Below are 15,099 nucleotides of genomic sequence, written 5' to 3' on the forward strand. Positions count from 1 at the left end.
AACAAGAAAAAAGCTGGCCTTTCAGCCAACTTTATAGATGAGCGTTATATTAACAGCTTTTGTGATGGACATCACCTCTAATGTGGTACATGACTATGACAATGTTACAGCACTATGGTGAGCACACTGCCACTGTGAACGTTCTGCTTTACCCTGCCACATTTTCTCATGGAAATAGTAGGCGCAGGTATTGATGCTGGGTTCTATCATTGCCATCACGCCACCAATTAACCAACTGCCGGTTAACATGTAGGCCACATTAAATGCGACACTGAAGTGAATCACTGCGAAGCTGGCCGTTTTGATGCGAGGATCAGAGGCATAGCGCCGTAGTGGTATATATTGGGACCATACTTTTTCATGAAAGTAGAATGCAACGGTATTGATCATCGGTTCTAACATGGCAATCAGACTTCCCAGAATAATGTCACCAGTCAATACATAAGCGACGGTAAACGCGATACTAAAGTGAATTGCTGCAAAACTGATAGTCTTTTTCATGGGATGTCCAACCTTGATTAACTTTGTTGTAATCATTATTGATAATAATTATCATTTATTGAAATTGATCATATCTATTTATGAGATAGGTAAAACCTCAGAAGATAGGTAAGCCGAGTGATTTTCCATTCTATAATTCAATATGTAGGCTAAACATGTCTCTCATTGAGTTTGTGAGGTCAGATCAACTTATAGCCTCAGCGTTTATGGTAAATACGTCGTAGCAAATTTATATATACGTGGAGAAGATGATGAATTTTACGCACTATGATCTGAAACTTTGTAAGCAGGGGCAGAAGGTGGAAGTCACGCTACAGGGGAATACTGCGAATGTGATTCTCATCGATGATGCCAATTTCCAGAATTATAAGAATGGAGGTAAGTATCAGGCTTATGGCGGTCATATGACATCTTCTGTCAGTCTGCTACAGGTACCACATTCCGGGCACTGGCATGTCGTGATTGACCGGGGAGGTTTCTCCGGCACTGTCCAGTCAAGCATTCGTTTGCTTTAACGTAGTTTCTTCCGGAGCTGTAAAAAATCCCCGTATGCTCCGGAGCCATTTCTGCCATATGATAATCTTTTGCCATATCGTGATATTGATGTAGCTGTCATTCTCGTTTTAAACTGTTTCCCCAATCTGTCTGAGTCATTATCGTATGATAAATAAGGAGTTCTGAGTGATTACAGTCCGGGAAATGGATATTGCAGACTATGATGCTGTGATTCAGTTGTGGTGTGACACTGAAGGGATGTCTATCCGGGATGCGGATTCCAGAGAAAGTATTGACGCTTATTTAAAACGTAATCAGGGGCTGAGTTTTGTTGCAGTCAGTGGCTCTGAGATCGTTGGGGCTGTTCTGGTAGGAACGGATGGCCGACGCGGTTACTTGCAGCATCTTGCGGTTTTACCAACATTTCGTGGGCGCCGGATTGGCTATGAACTGGTGGCTCAATCGGTGAATGCACTGGCTTTGATAGGAATTTCTAAAACTCATTTGTTTGTCTATCAGGATAACCTGAAAGCCCAGCATTTTTATGAAAAGTTGGGATGGTTTCCCCGGGATGAAATCCGGATGTACTCATATAACAGTTCAGAAAACAGTAATGTGTAGCGACCGGTTAATTGAAGTGACTGACTATATGATTAATAACAACAAATCGACCTGATTGTGATCCTGATAACTCACGGATTCTCCGATCTTCCTGTAAAGTAAAACATCGTTTCAATTTTCAGATGAGTTGAGTGTATGACGTTTGGCGCTCCTTTTCTGTATACAGGATTTTAAGGATAATCAAATGAATAAGTTGATCACAGCCGTGCTCATGACCGGTCTTTTCAGTCTGACCAGCTCAGCAGCGCTTGCTCACTACAACCGCGCTGCAACCGGGCCGGATTATGTCACTCAGGAGATCGATTCTCCCGATAATAGTTTTCCGCTGTTTTATGAAAAATTAAAAGCAGCACGGATGCCGTATAAACTGGCCTGGCAGGACGGATATAATCCCCAGATGTGGCACAATTTTGCGAAGGCAAAGGCTGAAGAAATCATTTTACCTTACCGGGACGATACACCATTTAATCCGATGGTGATTGATCAGATTGACCGGGGAAGTTACATCGCTCAGAAAGTTGTGTTTAACATCAGTAACGAGAGTCGGGTGATGGCACTGATGTTAACACCTAAAGGCGAAGGGCCTTTCCCTGCCGCGCTGTTTTTACACGATCACGGTTCGCGTTTTGACATCGGCAAAGAGAAGTTTGTTGAAACCTGGGGAGATGATGCCCGGTTATCATCATCTGTGGAATGGGCTCACCGTTATTTCACCGATCGCTTTCCCGGAGACGAACTGGCAAAACGCGGATATGTAGTTCTGTCTATTGATGCTCTCGGCTGGGGCGATCGTTCCGTTTCCGGTTTTCGCAACAGCTCTCAACAGGCTCTGGCCTCGAATTTATTTAATTTAGGCACCTCTTTTGCCGGTATTATTGCTCTGGATGATTTGCGGGCCGCGAAGTTCCTCGCCAGCAGACCGCAAGTTGATAAGTCCCGGGTTGCATCGGTTGGATTCTCTATGGGCGCTTTCCGCTCATGGCAGGTGGCGGCATTGTCAGACGATATTAAAGCCAGTGTTGTCGACTCTTGGATGGGAACCATGAAAGGGTTGATGGTGCCCGGTAATAATCAGCTGAAAGGGCAGTCGGCATTTACAATGATGCATCCGTTTATGGCGCGCTATCTGGATTATCCGGATGTTGCAGCCATTGCAGCACCCAAGCCGATGCTGGTTTTTGCCGGTGGGTTGGATCCATTGTTTCCGGTTGATTCCGTCAAAGATGCATTTAGCAAATTACACAGTGTGTGGCGGGCTAATGGTGCCGAGGATAAACTCAACACCAAGATCTGGCCGAATAAAGGGCATATCTTCACCGAGGACATGCAGGAAGAGGCATTTAACTGGCTGGATCAACAGTTTGATATGAATTAGAGACGGCCAGATATTTATTGGTTCTGCCTGCTTCTATTGCACAAGGCGTGGGTATCCGTTTAAGTCGTATGGATACCTGCATTGATTCTGTAACTACACTTTTACCGCGTCTATCTCCTGATAATGAGGTAAAGGATCACTCACCAGTCTCCCATAAAGTGCAGAATCAGAGACTATGCCATTGATTTCCCAGCGTTGCCGCAATAATCCCTCCTGAGAGAAGCCCAGTTTTTCAAGTGCTCTGGACGAGGCCTGATTATCCGGATCGATCTCAGCTTCAACACGGCGCAGACCCAGCGAATTGAACCCGTACTGAATGAGTGCTTCACCAGCCTCGGAAATATAGCCTTTTCCCCAATAAGCCCGGCCCAGACCAAAGCCAATCTCTGCACGTTTTGATGTTTTGAAATAACTAAATAACATGCACTTGCCGACGAGTTCACCGGTGGATTGAATATATATACCGAGTGCAATAGAGTTTTGACGTGTCATCGACTGGTGGCTGTTATTGATGAAATCAATCGCGTCCTGAATGCTGTCCCAGGGTGGTGTGCTCCAGTATTTCATCACCTCTGCGTCTGAAAATATGGCGAGTAATTTATCCGCATCACCGATGACTAAAGGTTTCAATATTAATCGAGAGGTTTGAATCGTTGGGAAGAACAGTTCATTCGGCATCATTTCTCCTTGTTATATCGTTTTTATATTTCCACTGGTTGTAATTTTTGAACACTGTATTTGTGAGTGTGCGTACTCTTCGATTGTCATTGTCTAATGAAAAATAACAATTAAATCTAACAGAAATCCATCTGGCACACTCTTTGATTATTTCCCGTAAGGAAATATCAATCATAAGGAAACCAGTATGACGATTTCTCAGGCCTCGCAAACCATTATTTGCTGTTGTGATCAACTCAGGGATCAGGATGTAGTGCGCAACCGGCTGGCCGTGGACTTTTCCCGGATTGTGACTTGTTCACTGCCTCAGATCGACCATATGCTCATGCAGGAAAATCACGGTGCTGTTGTGGTTTCGTGGCAGCAACCGACGGCTGAACTGCGACTGATGGTTGAGATCTGTTTTGCCCGGAGAATTCCGCTCCTGATTCTACTGAAACAATTTTCTAGTATTGATATCAATCGCTTACCTAGCATCAACAATTTTGTGATGCTGCCTTTTCATGGAGAAGAGCGTTTGAAACCCTGGATTGAATATGCACAGAAAGTGCAGGATAAAGCGCATCAGATGTGTGGGGAGATCGATAAGCTGCAATTGAAAATTGAGGAACGCAAGTGGGTTGAAAGAGCCAAAGGCTTATTAATGAAAGTTCACCGGATGGATGAAAATGAAGCTTATAAAGCAATGCGCCATTCATCGATGAAAACCAGCCAGCCGATGTATCAGATCGCGAAAAATATTATTCATACTTTCGAATTAAATCATGAATAACTCACTCTTTGGAGGTAGATCATTTTTCTGAGAATGGTGCACGCTGCACATCCGGACAGCAGAGAAAATACGTGCCAGAGCTAAATTATTTATAACTATATGAAAAATAAAAAAAATAAACATGGCATAAGAATTGGATTAGTAGAATTGAAAGAATTTAGATAACAATTTGTCTCTCTTAGTATTTATCAACGGCGGTAGGTATTGAGAAACCAAAGCGACGACGCTGCTGCACTTCGGTGTAGTGGCGTTTTTTTTGATTTTTTATTGGATTTGATTTTATACAGCGAAGGGAGTCTGGTTATGCAGCAAAAAGCGCAATGGATGCGGACGTTAGCATTGGGTTTTGCGATCATCTCAACACCGGTTCTGGCTGGCGTTGGAGAGCCTGAAAAGGAAGAACTGAAGTTTGGCTTCATTAAGTTAACTGATATGGCACCTCTGGCCATCGCTTATGAAAAAGGCTTTTTCGAAGATGAAGGATTGTATGTCACTTTAGAAGCGCAGGCTAACTGGAAAGTATTGCTGGACCGGGTGATTGACGGTGAACTGGATGGCGCACATATGTTGTCCGGTCAGCCTCTGGGGGCAACAATTGGGATTGGAACGAAAGCTGATGTGATCACAGCATTCAGCATGGATCTGAATGGCAACGCAATTACGGTTTCTAACCAAACCTGGGCGGCGATGAAGCCTCATCTGAAAATGCAAACGGATGGAAAACCACAGCATCCGATTCAGGCTGATGCACTTAAACCGGTGGTGCAAAGCTACAGAGAGCAGGGAAAGCCGTTCAATATGGGCATGGTTTTCCCGGTCTCAACTCATAATTACGAACTGAGATACTGGCTGGCTGCGGGTGGAATCAATCCCGGTTATTACGATCCACAGCACGGAGATAACAGTGGGCAGGTCCAAGCGGATGTACTGTTGAGTGTTACGCCGCCGCCACAGATGCCATCTACGATGGAAGCCGGGACGATTGAAGGGTACTGCGTGGGTGAACCATGGAATCAACAGGCAGTATTTAAAGGTATTGGCGTTCCGGTTGTTACCGATTATGAAATCTGGAAAGACAATCCGGAGAAAGTCTTCGGGGTTGCTAAAACATGGGCCGATAAATATCCCAATACACATATCCATGTCGTGAAAGCTTTAATCCGGGCTGCTCACTGGCTGGATGAACACAACAACGCCAATCGGGCCGAAGCGGTGAAAATACTGGCTAAAAGTGAGTATGTCGGGGCGGATGCGGAAGTGATTGCTAATTCAATGACCGGGACATTTGAATATGAAAAAGGTGATAAGCGACAGGTACCGGATTTCAATGTTTTCTTCCGTTATAACGCTACATATCCGTATTACAGTGATGCCATCTGGTATCTGACCCAGATGCGTCGCTGGGGACAGATTCCGGAACAGAAAACGGATCAATGGTATATGGATATCGCTAAAAAAGTTTACCGGCCAGATATTTACCGTCAGGCGGCACAGGCACTAATTGATGATGGTGTCATGAAAGCTGCTGATTTCCCGGATGTCAATACGACTGATGGCTTCCGTCCGCCACAGACCCATTTCATCGATCACGTGACCTATGACGGTCATCATCCCAATGCATATCTGGACAAATTTGCTATTGGTCTGAAAGGCAAAGAGAAAGTTTAGTTATCAGAAACTGAGTAATCCGTCTGGCTGGCATCTTCTGGTGCCAGTCGGAAAACAAGGAGTGTGTTATGTCGAGTCATGTGATTTCATTGTTGCCTTCAAAACAAAAAGTTGCCGATAAAGGGCGAATAGTTCTTTTGCCGTTACTGGGAATTCTGTTTTTTCTGGCTGGCTGGCATCTGGTGGCGAAAAATATAGAAACATCACTGGGAACATTGCCTGGGCCGGTACAAACCTATCAGCAGTTTCACCTCTTGGTGGTAGAGCATATTGAAGAACGGGAAAAGGCCACAGCTTTTATTGCCCGTCAGGAAAAAAGAAATGCTGCCAAACTGGCAAAAAATCCGGATGCTGAAGTGAAAATCCGCCCGTATACCGGGAAACCTACCTTTTTCGACCAGATTGGTACCAGTCTGGTGACTGTGGCGGCGGGGTTTCTGCTGGCTTCTCTGATTGCGATACCGCTGGGTATTCTGCTGGGACTCAATCGTGGCCTCTATCAGGCATTTAATCCGGTGATTCAATTGCTTAAACCAGTCTCACCTCTGGCGTGGCTGCCGATTGTGACCATGGTGGTCAGTGCCGTTTATGTCACTCCGGATCCATTCTTTGCCAAATCTTTTGTGAACTCATTACTGACCGTTGCTTTGTGTAGTCTGTGGCCGACACTGATCAATACAGCAGTCGGAGTGACCAGTGTGGAGAAAGATCTGCTCAATGTCAGCCGGGTATTACAGCTTTCCTGGGGAAAACATGTCACCACGATCGTTCTGCCATCAGCGATTCCGATGATTTTTACCGGATTGCGCCTGTCGCTGGGGATTGCCTGGATGGTTTTGATCGCCGCAGAGATGCTGGCCCAGAATCCGGGGCTGGGGAAGTTCGTCTGGGATGAATTCCAGAACGGCAGTTCGGCATCACTGGGGAGAATTATGGTGGCTGTGATGACTATCGGCTTTATCGGTCTGTTGCTCGATCGGGGCATGTTATATCTGCAGAAATGGCTGTCGTGGGACAAAACACAGGATCTACGTTAAGGGGGAGAAAGTCATGACCAAAATAATGGTGGAGCTCAGTCAGCTGGGGATGCGTTTCCCGACCCCAAAAGGTGATTTTGTGGCGTTGAAGAATGTTCATCTGCAAATCCGGCAGGGAGAATTCATTTCTCTGATCGGTCATTCCGGGTGTGGAAAATCTACTGTTCTCAATCTGGTAGCCGGGCTGCATTTGCCAACCGATGGCGGAGTGATAGTTTCCGGCCGGGAAGTTGCCGGACCGGGGCCGGAACGGGCTGTAGTGTTTCAGAATCATTCGCTGCTGCCGTGGCTGACGGTATATCAGAATGTTGAATTGGCCGTGAAGCAGGTCGCGAAAGGGCAGACGAAGCAGTGGATCAAAACACAGACTAATCACTACCTGGAACTGGTCCAGATGAATCATGCGGCCGGGAAACGCCCGGATGAAATTTCCGGTGGGATGAAACAACGGGTCGGAATTGCCCGGGCTCTGGCTCTGCAACCCAAAGTGCTGCTAATGGATGAACCGTTTGGTGCGCTGGATGCTTTGACCCGGGCGCATTTACAGGATTCGCTCATGCAGATTCAGGCTGAGCTGAACAATACGGTAATTATGATTACCCATGATGTTGATGAGGCTGTGCTGCTTTCTGACCGGATTGTCATGATGACTAACGGACCGGCGGCAACCATTGGTGAAGTGCTGGATATTGAACTGTCCCGTCCCAGAGATCGGGTCGCACTGGCTGATGACCCGGTTTATCAGCGTTACCGTCAGGCTGTGTTGCGTTTTCTGTATGAGAAACAGTCAAAACGTCACCTGAGTCCGCGCACAGAGACACGGCCAGAGCAGACAATGATGAAGCAAACTGCCTGAATGCCGGAAAACAGTTGAACAGAGGAAGTGAAATCATGATGGAACATGTGGTGATTGTGGGAAATGGGATGGTTGGTCATCATCTGGTTGCACAGTTGGTAGAAAAACAGGCACATCTGACCAAGAAGATAACCGTGATTGGTGCGGAGCGATCGATTGCCTACGACCGGGTACATTTGTCGGCTCTGTTTGAGGGGAAATCGGATGAAGACCTGTTACTCAGTAGTGAGGCATGGTATCAGCGTTATGGTATTGAACTGCTGCTGGGGAACGGTGTTTGTGATATCCGTCGCGAGCAGAAACAGCTTACTCTTGCCAATGGGACAGTGGTCAGTTATGACAAACTCGTGCTGGCGACCGGTTCTTATCCGTTTGTGCCTCCTGTTCCCGGTCATGAACGGGACAATATTTTCGTTTACCGCACATTAGATGATTTGGCTGCAATCCGTACGGCTTGTGCTACGGCAAAAACCGGTGCAGTGATCGGTGGTGGACTACTGGGGCTGGAAGCTGCTAATGCTTTGCGTTTGCTGGGTATTGATACCCATGTGGTCGAATTCGCTCCCCGTCTGATGCCGGTACAGCTTGATGGCGGTGCCAGCCATGTGTTACAGGAAAAACTGGAAGGGATGGGGTTGACCATTCATACCGCGACAGCAACGGAGAAGATAATTGATGGAGAAACAGCAAAGCACCGGATGGTGTTTAAAGATGCAGAGCCGCTGGAAGTCGACGTGATTCTTTTTTCTGCCGGGATCCGCCCACAGGATATGCTGGCACGTCAGGCCGGGCTGGAAGTCGGAGAGCGGGGCGGTATTGTGGTGAATGATCAGTGCCGGACTAGTGATGAAGCGATTTACGCGATTGGTGAGTGTGCCCTGTGGCAGCAACGAATTTTTGGTCTGGTGGCTCCCGGCTATGCGATGGCCCGAACCGTCGCAGGACAACTGACCGGAGCAGAAGAGACGTTTCAGGGAGCGGACATGAGTACCAAACTGAAATTGCTCGGGGTCGATGTTGCTTCTATCGGTGATGCTCAGATGCAAACCGAAGGCGCACAGGAAATGGTGTTGCAGGATACTGTCAGCGGTATCTATAAAAAAATTGTGGTCGATAAAACCGGCACACAATTGCTGGGGGCGATTCTGGTTGGTGATAACAGTGATTACGATGCCTTATTACAGTGTTATCTGAATCAGGTCACACTCCCGGACCATCCGGCTCATTTGCTCATGGACGCTTCCATGCTGCGTGGTGATGTTGCCGATGATACGGTGATCTGCTCTTGTCACCGTGTAACGAAAGGTGATTTGGTTGCTGCAATTCATGCCGGAGCACATCAGCTGGATGAACTGAAGGCCGAGACCAAAGCCGGAACCGGCTGTGGTGGTTGTTCCGGCATGGTCAAATCGGTGCTGGATCATGAACTGGTCGCGATGGGGATGGAGGTGAACAATCACATTTGTGAGCATTTTGCCCATAGTCGTCAGGAGTTGTTCCATCTCTGTCAGGTTGAAGAAATTAAAGACTTTGACACATTAATTTCCGCACACGGTCAGGGGCTGGGTTGCGATATCTGTAAACCAACCGCAGCCTCAATTTTCGCTTCGCTGTGGAACGAGCATGTGATGGAAGCACCGCTGAGTCGTTTGCAGGATACCAATGATGCCTTTATGGCTAATATACAGAAAGATGGTTCGTACTCCGTGGTGCCCCGGATTCCGGGCGGTGAAATTACACCGGAGAAACTGATCGTGTTGGGGCAGGTGGCACAGAAATATGATCTGTACACCAAAATTACTGGCGGGCAGCGCATCGATTTATTTGGCGCACAGATGGAACAGTTACCGGCGATCTGGCAAGCGCTGATCGATGCCGGATTTGAAACCGGCCATGCTTATGGAAAATCGGTCCGGACGGTGAAGTCCTGTGTCGGCTCAACCTGGTGTCGCTATGGTGTAGATGATTCGGTTGGCTTAGCTATTGAACTGGAGAACCGTTATAAAGGACTACGTTCACCGCATAAACTCAAATTTGCCGTCTCCGATTGTACCCGGGAGTGTGCTGAAGCGCAGAGTAAGGATATCGGCGTAATCGCCACTGAAAATGGCTGGAATCTTTACGTCTGTGGTAACGGTGGAATGAAACCACGTCATGCGGATCTGTTTGCGGCAGATCTCTCCCGGGAAGCTCTGGTCACACTGATTGATCGGGTACTCATGTTCTATATTCGCACAGCAGACAGACTACAGCGTACTTCGGTATGGATGGATAATCTGGAAGGTGGCATCGATTATCTGCGGGAAGTGGTTATCGAAGATTCCCTGGGATTGTGCCGCGAGCTGGAAACTCAGATGCAGCATGTTGTGGATACATATCAGTGTGAATGGAAAAGCACACTGGCATCGGAAGAAAAACTGCGGAAGTTCAGCCCCTTTATTTATTATGAGTCTGATCATCACGGGCAGGGCAGTCATCAACAAGGGAATAATGGACAAGGCAGTATGGCACTATCGTATCAGCGAATCCGGGAGCAGCGGATTCCGGTCAGAGAGGAGCCTTGAAAATGAGACAGGTTATTTGTCGTTTGGATGATTTGATTCCATATCAGGGAACCGCAGTATTTATTGCCGGGGAACAAATAGCGCTGTTTTATGTGCCTGAAAGTGAAGCCAGACTTTTTGCCATACAAAACTGGGATCCGATTGGTAAAACCTATGTACTGAGCCGGGGAATTGTCGGTGATATTCAGGGCCAGCTTTGTGTCGCGTCTCCACTGTATAAAGAGCATTACAACCTGCAGACCGGTCACTGTCTTGAACATCAGGAAGTGGTGCTGAAAGTGTGGCAGGTGACGCTTGAAAATGGCGAGGTTAATTTGCACCTGAAGCAGGAAGCCGCTGCCTAGCAGTAAAACAGGCTCTTAACAACTCAAATCGTGGGATACTTTCTGAGATGTATGAGCCTGTGTTTCAATAATAGAATCAGCAGTTGATAAACATCATTTCCGAATCGTATACGGAGAAGATAAAGGATTAGAATCCGATTGATGTATTACCACTATTTTATCAAATCATTACTTTGGGCAATCAGCAGAACTTAGTGCTAACCAATTGATTGACCAATGGTAGTTATTTGCAATGGCCGGAGTAATAGTATTACCACCTGAGAATCTTACATAAACCCGAAAACCGGTTTCAGTTGCAGAATAGATAGAAGTGACACCTGTGGTTCCCCAGTGGCTGCTGTTACCATTCATTGAGGTCATATAGGTTGGCATTGAATTGAGTTCACATGCAGAAGTGTCGATATCAACATAGATACCGGTATTGTTTGCATATGGCTGCCAACTTGTATCTCCGGGAGTTGTCTGACCTGAGCAGACAATATTGGGGGTTCTGCATACAGTATCTGCTTTGGCCGGAGAGATCATTCCTGCAGCAATACCAACCAAACTGAATGTAAGAATCGTTTTTAATTTCACAATTTTTCTCCATGTACTCTGTTTATCATTGATCATTCAGCACCGAGCACGAAATGCATAATGATTCATATGGTGCGTAGAGTATAAATGATCGATTTTAATCACAATGGATAATTAAAAGAATGCTCGCGCTAAATGAGTAAGTTGTGATCTGGTTTAAGTTATTACGTGTCATCATTTCGTTGGCAAAATAGATTATTCACTTTTATAGGATGATGTGTTTTAAATAAGGATATATCTTTGTAATAAATAAATTAACTTGTGACGTTTGAACTGGAAATATTACGAATAAATATCAATTTTGTTTCAGTTTTATTTCAAATTATTTGACTGATCTATTATTAGTGAGCATGTGAAGTCTGGCCCAAAAAAAAGCTTATTGTGTGTTTACATATTCGAGTTCATTTGGTTAACATTTATCCAGATCATTTAACGCACTAGTCACAAAAGAAATGAAATTAAATGACCATTATCTATTGATTTACAACGAATCAGGCACGTAAATCACGTCAAGTGAGGTACCGAATATGAATTTGAATTTTTCAGAAGAAGTGATGTATACACTTCCGTTTTACCTTGGGCCGCTCTTTATTTTATCAATTCTGAGTTATCTGAAAAAACATAAAAATTATCGTTTTAATGACACATTGACAAATGCGTCAATTGCATTGGGTAATTTGGGATTTTCATTTATTATATTACTTGGTGTTGTCGCGGTTTATTCTTATGCTTATAAGGAATTTAGAATATTTGAGTTAGATCAGTCTAATCCGCTGACTTATATTTTAGCCTTCTTTGCCTACGACTTTTGTTACTACTGGAATCACCGGATTCACCACATGATCGGATTGTTCTGGACTGATCATCTCGTTCATCATACCGCAGAGAATTTCAACTTTGGTGTATCGATCCGAATCAGTTATTTTACCGAACTGACGATGTGGATGAGTTTTATTGTGATGGCGTTTCTGGGGATATCGTTAGAGGTATTTCTTGTTGCCAGTTATATCCAGGTGCTCTGGGCATTTTGTATTCATACTCAATATGTGAAGAAAACACCACTGCTGGATAAATTTTTCAATACACCTTCATTGCATCGTGTTCATCATGCAAGAAATGGGAAATATATCGATAAGAATTTTGGCGGAATTCTGGTCATCTGGGATCAATTATTCGGGACTTATCAGCGTGAGCTGGAGGAGGAGCCTGCGGTTTATGGTGTGCGGGAATCTTATCCAAGTTTCAGTCCTTTGGTCATTAATAGTTATTTTCTCAAGACCATCTGGAAAAAAATTCAGCTTTCCCGGTCACCCTGGGAAATATTCTGTTCGGTGTTTGCTTCGCCTGGATGGCTGCCGAAAGGCGTTGAAAAAAAGAATTTTTACAGTGATATTGCCAGAATTCCATGCTCACAGTTTAAACCACGTGATCCCTACATTTCCTTAAGAACAAAATGGACAGCAATAGTGCGTTTTTCTGTGACGCTGGTTTTGTTTTGCTATCTGATGAGTTATTTCGGTGATTTTCCGGTATTACCCGTTACGGCACTGTCGCTATTATTTCTCTGGCTCAGTCACTATAACGGTATTGTACTTGATGGAAGAAATGTCGGCTGGAGTGCGGAAATTATTTCACAAGCTCTCGCCGGGATATTTTTGTATTGGACGATTGTTACCGAACAGAATCATTTTCTGGCTATTAGTTCTGTAAGTTTGATGGTTATCTCATTGCTGAATTATCTGGTTTACCGACAAAATGGTGAGCTGAAAAACCGATTATCGCCTCAAAGTGAAACACTATAGGTCGTTTCTTATATAGAAGGAAAAATAATGGAACATATAAAACAAAAGCCAAAATCCGGTGGTGTCAACCGGGAATATGGCAGTGCTGTTGCTCAACGTCTTACTTTTGTTGGCTTGCATTTTCTGTTAGTCGTTTTGTGCGCCTGGCTGGCCTTTAATGATGGTTTTACGACGCTTGGTCAGCTTATCGGACAGCAATGGACACTGACAGGAGATATCAGAGTACAGCTTCTTTTTGGTTGTGTTGTTTTATATTGGATCCGACATACGATTACCGTTTTGTACCTTTTACAGCGTATGGTCGACTGGAGCGAGGTGTTTGGCCTGATCTGTTTTATTGCATTTTTTGAAATCGGATTACTGGTTGTCGGAGGTGGTGCATTCCGTGAAAGCATTATTCCGCTTAGTTCTCAGGATGCTTTTGCTGCATTGCTGCTGGTACTGGGCTCGTTCCTGAATACTTACTCCGAGCTCCAGCGTAAATGGTGGAAAAAAGACCCGAACAACAAAGGGAAAATCTATACGGAAGGTCTGTTTAGTTACTCTATGCATATCAATTATTTTGGGGATGTTGTGCTGTTCTCCGGCTGGAGTTTACTGACCTGTAACTATTGGACATTATTGTTGCCGCTGGCAATGGGATATTCTTTCGTGGCGATGCACATTCCGGCGCTCGATAGCTATCTGGCCGATCGTTATGGTGATGCCTTTAGCCAATATGCAGCAAAAACCAAAAAGCTGGTGCCGTTTATTTACTGAATGATTTTAACGATTCTGTTAACAGATGACCGGATTCCACAAATGTGTGGAATCCGGTGACAGTATTACAGAATATAGCCGATGCGTTTGTGTGCCTGTATCAGGGCATAAGATAAGCCCAGTGACAGCAAAACACACGCAATAGCAAGTGGTGTATTTTCCCAGTGGCGTAGTTTGAGTAGCAGACTTAAACAGAACGGATGAATTAAATAGACCGCAGTCGAAAGATGAGCCAGATTCTTGCTGGTTGTTGTCAGCCCTGAACGGACAACCAGTAAAAACAGGGCCGGGCAAATCCATATTAAAGAAAGATAGTTATCAAATACACCGGTGCGGTAAGGTTGATTCAGGTTATACCAGCTTTCTCCGAGCAAGAGTCCGATACCGGTCAGAGAGAATACGATCAGTAATCCGGTTGAAGTTTCTGAAAATAGTCTGTGTTTACGAATCAGGAAACCAATATAGAAAAACGGGAAACCCAGCAACAGAAAATTCCGATGGGTGAAACCGATGTTAAATAGTTCGTCGGCAAATGTAGAAGACACCAGATGGTAATTGCCAATGTATTGAATCATCACACCCAGAACAAAACAGAGTAAGGCCAGTTGTATACCTGCACGTGTCCGGTCTCTGAAAACATAGGTCATGAGCCCCGCACCGAACATACCAACCAGATACCACAGATGATGATAGCCGACGATAATTGTTTCTACGATTGTCATGATTCCGACGAGATTCATTGTGACAGGTTTTAACCAGAAATAAGCATAGAATACTGTCCAGACAAGATAGAGTAATATCACTCTTTTTACCCATTGGGTTAACTTCTCTGATGTGGATATTGATGTGAAGTAATAGCCGTTAATGATAAAGAATATTGGGACGGCAATTCTGAAAATACCGGCAGAGATTAAATAGTATCCTTCTGTTGTCAGCTCACTGAGAAAATTACTGTGAATACCGATAACCATAAAAGCCAGTATAATTTTGAAAAGATCTAAGGTTAAATTTCTGCTGTTCATAAGTCTGATTAAACATATGGTGTTTCAGG

The 15,099-nt window shown here is 45.0% G+C and carries 15 protein-coding genes; 11 read left to right on the top strand and 4 right to left on the bottom strand.

From position 1 onward, the window contains the following. Positions 1–93: 93 nt before the first annotated feature. Positions 94–501: a DUF2061 domain-containing protein gene (locus tag OCU74_RS06430; protein WP_087480036.1), complete on the bottom strand. Its 408-nt coding sequence runs from the start codon at positions 499–501 to the stop codon at positions 94–96. Positions 502–749: 248 nt separating this feature from the next. Between OCU74_RS06430 and OCU74_RS06435 the strand changes: the two genes are divergently transcribed. From OCU74_RS06435 to OCU74_RS06445, 3 genes are all read left to right on the top strand, one after another. After that, a complete protein-coding gene (locus OCU74_RS06435; protein WP_087478949.1) occupies positions 750–1,016 on the top strand; it encodes a DUF1883 domain-containing protein in 267 nt (88 codons plus the stop codon). A 166-nt stretch (positions 1,017–1,182) separates the two neighbouring features. Then, complete coding sequence (locus tag OCU74_RS06440; RefSeq protein ID WP_087478950.1) at positions 1,183–1,617, top strand: GNAT family N-acetyltransferase; 435 nt, start codon at positions 1,183–1,185, stop codon at positions 1,615–1,617. Positions 1,618–1,801: 184 nt separating this feature from the next. Beyond that, on the top strand, positions 1,802–2,992 hold the full coding sequence (locus OCU74_RS06445) for a dienelactone hydrolase family protein (RefSeq protein WP_087478951.1): 1,191 nt from the start codon (positions 1,802–1,804) through the stop codon (positions 2,990–2,992). A gap of 93 nt (positions 2,993–3,085) precedes the next feature. Here the strand turns inward: OCU74_RS06445 and OCU74_RS06450 are convergent, their stop codons facing one another. Continuing rightward, on the bottom strand, positions 3,086–3,673 hold the full coding sequence (locus tag OCU74_RS06450; RefSeq protein ID WP_234993506.1) for a GNAT family N-acetyltransferase: 588 nt from the start codon (positions 3,671–3,673) through the stop codon (positions 3,086–3,088). Between the two features lie 184 nt (positions 3,674–3,857). Between OCU74_RS06450 and OCU74_RS06455 the strand changes: the two genes are divergently transcribed. The 6 genes from OCU74_RS06455 to nirD all read left to right on the top strand — a co-directional run bounded on the left by OCU74_RS06455 (position 3,858) and on the right by nirD (position 10,911). Beyond that, positions 3,858–4,442 carry an ANTAR domain-containing response regulator gene (locus tag OCU74_RS06455; protein ID WP_087478953.1) on the top strand — a complete coding sequence of 195 codons (585 nt, stop codon included), beginning with the start codon at positions 3,858–3,860 and terminating at the stop codon, positions 4,440–4,442. Between the two features lie 324 nt (positions 4,443–4,766). Beyond that, positions 4,767–6,110 (top strand): CmpA/NrtA family ABC transporter substrate-binding protein, encoded by a 1,344-nt coding sequence (locus OCU74_RS06460; RefSeq protein WP_234993546.1) that lies wholly within the window; start codon positions 4,767–4,769, stop codon positions 6,108–6,110. Positions 6,111–6,178: 68 nt separating this feature from the next. Continuing rightward, positions 6,179–7,147 carry an ABC transporter permease gene (locus OCU74_RS06465; protein WP_087478955.1) on the top strand — a complete coding sequence of 323 codons (969 nt, stop codon included), beginning with the start codon at positions 6,179–6,181 and terminating at the stop codon, positions 7,145–7,147. Between the two features lie 13 nt (positions 7,148–7,160). Further along, entirely contained in the window at positions 7,161–8,003 is an 843-nt protein-coding gene (locus tag OCU74_RS06470) for an ABC transporter ATP-binding protein (RefSeq protein ID WP_087478956.1), read from the top strand. Positions 8,004–8,041: 38 nt separating this feature from the next. Further along, positions 8,042–10,567, top strand: coding sequence for a nitrite reductase large subunit NirB (nirB, locus tag OCU74_RS06475; RefSeq protein ID WP_087480037.1), 2,526 nt, complete (start codon positions 8,042–8,044; stop codon positions 10,565–10,567). 2 nt (positions 10,568–10,569) lie between these two features. Further along, a complete protein-coding gene (gene nirD / locus OCU74_RS06480; RefSeq protein WP_087478957.1) occupies positions 10,570–10,911 on the top strand; it encodes a nitrite reductase small subunit NirD in 342 nt (113 codons plus the stop codon). A 168-nt stretch (positions 10,912–11,079) separates the two neighbouring features. On the opposite strand, the gene OCU74_RS06485 is transcribed toward nirD, so the two are convergent. Then, on the bottom strand, positions 11,080–11,487 hold the full coding sequence (locus OCU74_RS06485; RefSeq protein ID WP_143693087.1) for a hypothetical protein: 408 nt from the start codon (positions 11,485–11,487) through the stop codon (positions 11,080–11,082). A 527-nt stretch (positions 11,488–12,014) separates the two neighbouring features. Here OCU74_RS06485 and OCU74_RS06490 point away from each other — a divergent pair. Both OCU74_RS06490 and OCU74_RS06495 read left to right on the top strand, forming a co-directional pair. Next, positions 12,015–13,289, top strand: a complete 1,275-nt coding sequence (locus OCU74_RS06490; protein WP_087478959.1) for a sterol desaturase family protein — start codon at positions 12,015–12,017, stop codon at positions 13,287–13,289. Positions 13,290–13,316: 27 nt separating this feature from the next. Beyond that, the gene (locus OCU74_RS06495) at positions 13,317–14,048 is read left to right on the top strand and encodes a methyltransferase family protein (RefSeq protein WP_087478960.1); all 732 of its coding nucleotides are present in this window, start codon (positions 13,317–13,319) and stop codon (positions 14,046–14,048) included. A gap of 65 nt (positions 14,049–14,113) precedes the next feature. On the opposite strand, the gene OCU74_RS06500 is transcribed toward OCU74_RS06495, so the two are convergent. Next, a complete protein-coding gene (locus OCU74_RS06500) occupies positions 14,114–15,070 on the bottom strand; it encodes an acyltransferase family protein (RefSeq protein WP_087478961.1) in 957 nt (318 codons plus the stop codon). Positions 15,071–15,099: the final 29 nt, after the last annotated feature.

Source organism: Vibrio mangrovi, assembly GCF_024346955.1.
GTDB classification, from domain to species: Bacteria; Pseudomonadota; Gammaproteobacteria; order Enterobacterales; family Vibrionaceae; genus Vibrio; species Vibrio mangrovi.

What these genes read in the sequence shown, in the direction of transcription:
- OCU74_RS06430 (WP_087480036.1), bottom strand. Translation starts at nt 501, where the DNA reads ATGAAAAAGACTATCAGTTTTGCAGCAATTCACTTTAGTATCGCGTTT.
- OCU74_RS06435 (WP_087478949.1), top strand. Translation starts at nt 750, where the DNA reads ATGATGAATTTTACGCACTATGATCTGAAACTTTGTAAGCAGGGGCAG.
- OCU74_RS06500 (WP_087478961.1), bottom strand. Translation starts at nt 15,070, where the DNA reads ATGAACAGCAGAAATTTAACCTTAGATCTTTTCAAAATTATACTGGCT.
- OCU74_RS06455 (WP_087478953.1), top strand. Translation starts at nt 3,858, where the DNA reads ATGACGATTTCTCAGGCCTCGCAAACCATTATTTGCTGTTGTGATCAA.
- nirB (WP_087480037.1), top strand. Translation starts at nt 8,042, where the DNA reads ATGGAACATGTGGTGATTGTGGGAAATGGGATGGTTGGTCATCATCTG.
- OCU74_RS06460 (WP_234993546.1), top strand. Translation starts at nt 4,767, where the DNA reads ATGCGGACGTTAGCATTGGGTTTTGCGATCATCTCAACACCGGTTCTG.
- nirD (WP_087478957.1), top strand. Translation starts at nt 10,570, where the DNA reads ATGAGACAGGTTATTTGTCGTTTGGATGATTTGATTCCATATCAGGGA.
- OCU74_RS06495 (WP_087478960.1), top strand. Translation starts at nt 13,317, where the DNA reads ATGGAACATATAAAACAAAAGCCAAAATCCGGTGGTGTCAACCGGGAA.
- OCU74_RS06445 (WP_087478951.1), top strand. Translation starts at nt 1,802, where the DNA reads ATGAATAAGTTGATCACAGCCGTGCTCATGACCGGTCTTTTCAGTCTG.
- OCU74_RS06470 (WP_087478956.1), top strand. Translation starts at nt 7,161, where the DNA reads ATGACCAAAATAATGGTGGAGCTCAGTCAGCTGGGGATGCGTTTCCCG.
- OCU74_RS06450 (WP_234993506.1), bottom strand. Translation starts at nt 3,673, where the DNA reads ATGATGCCGAATGAACTGTTCTTCCCAACGATTCAAACCTCTCGATTA.
- OCU74_RS06490 (WP_087478959.1), top strand. Translation starts at nt 12,015, where the DNA reads ATGAATTTGAATTTTTCAGAAGAAGTGATGTATACACTTCCGTTTTAC.
- OCU74_RS06465 (WP_087478955.1), top strand. Translation starts at nt 6,179, where the DNA reads ATGTCGAGTCATGTGATTTCATTGTTGCCTTCAAAACAAAAAGTTGCC.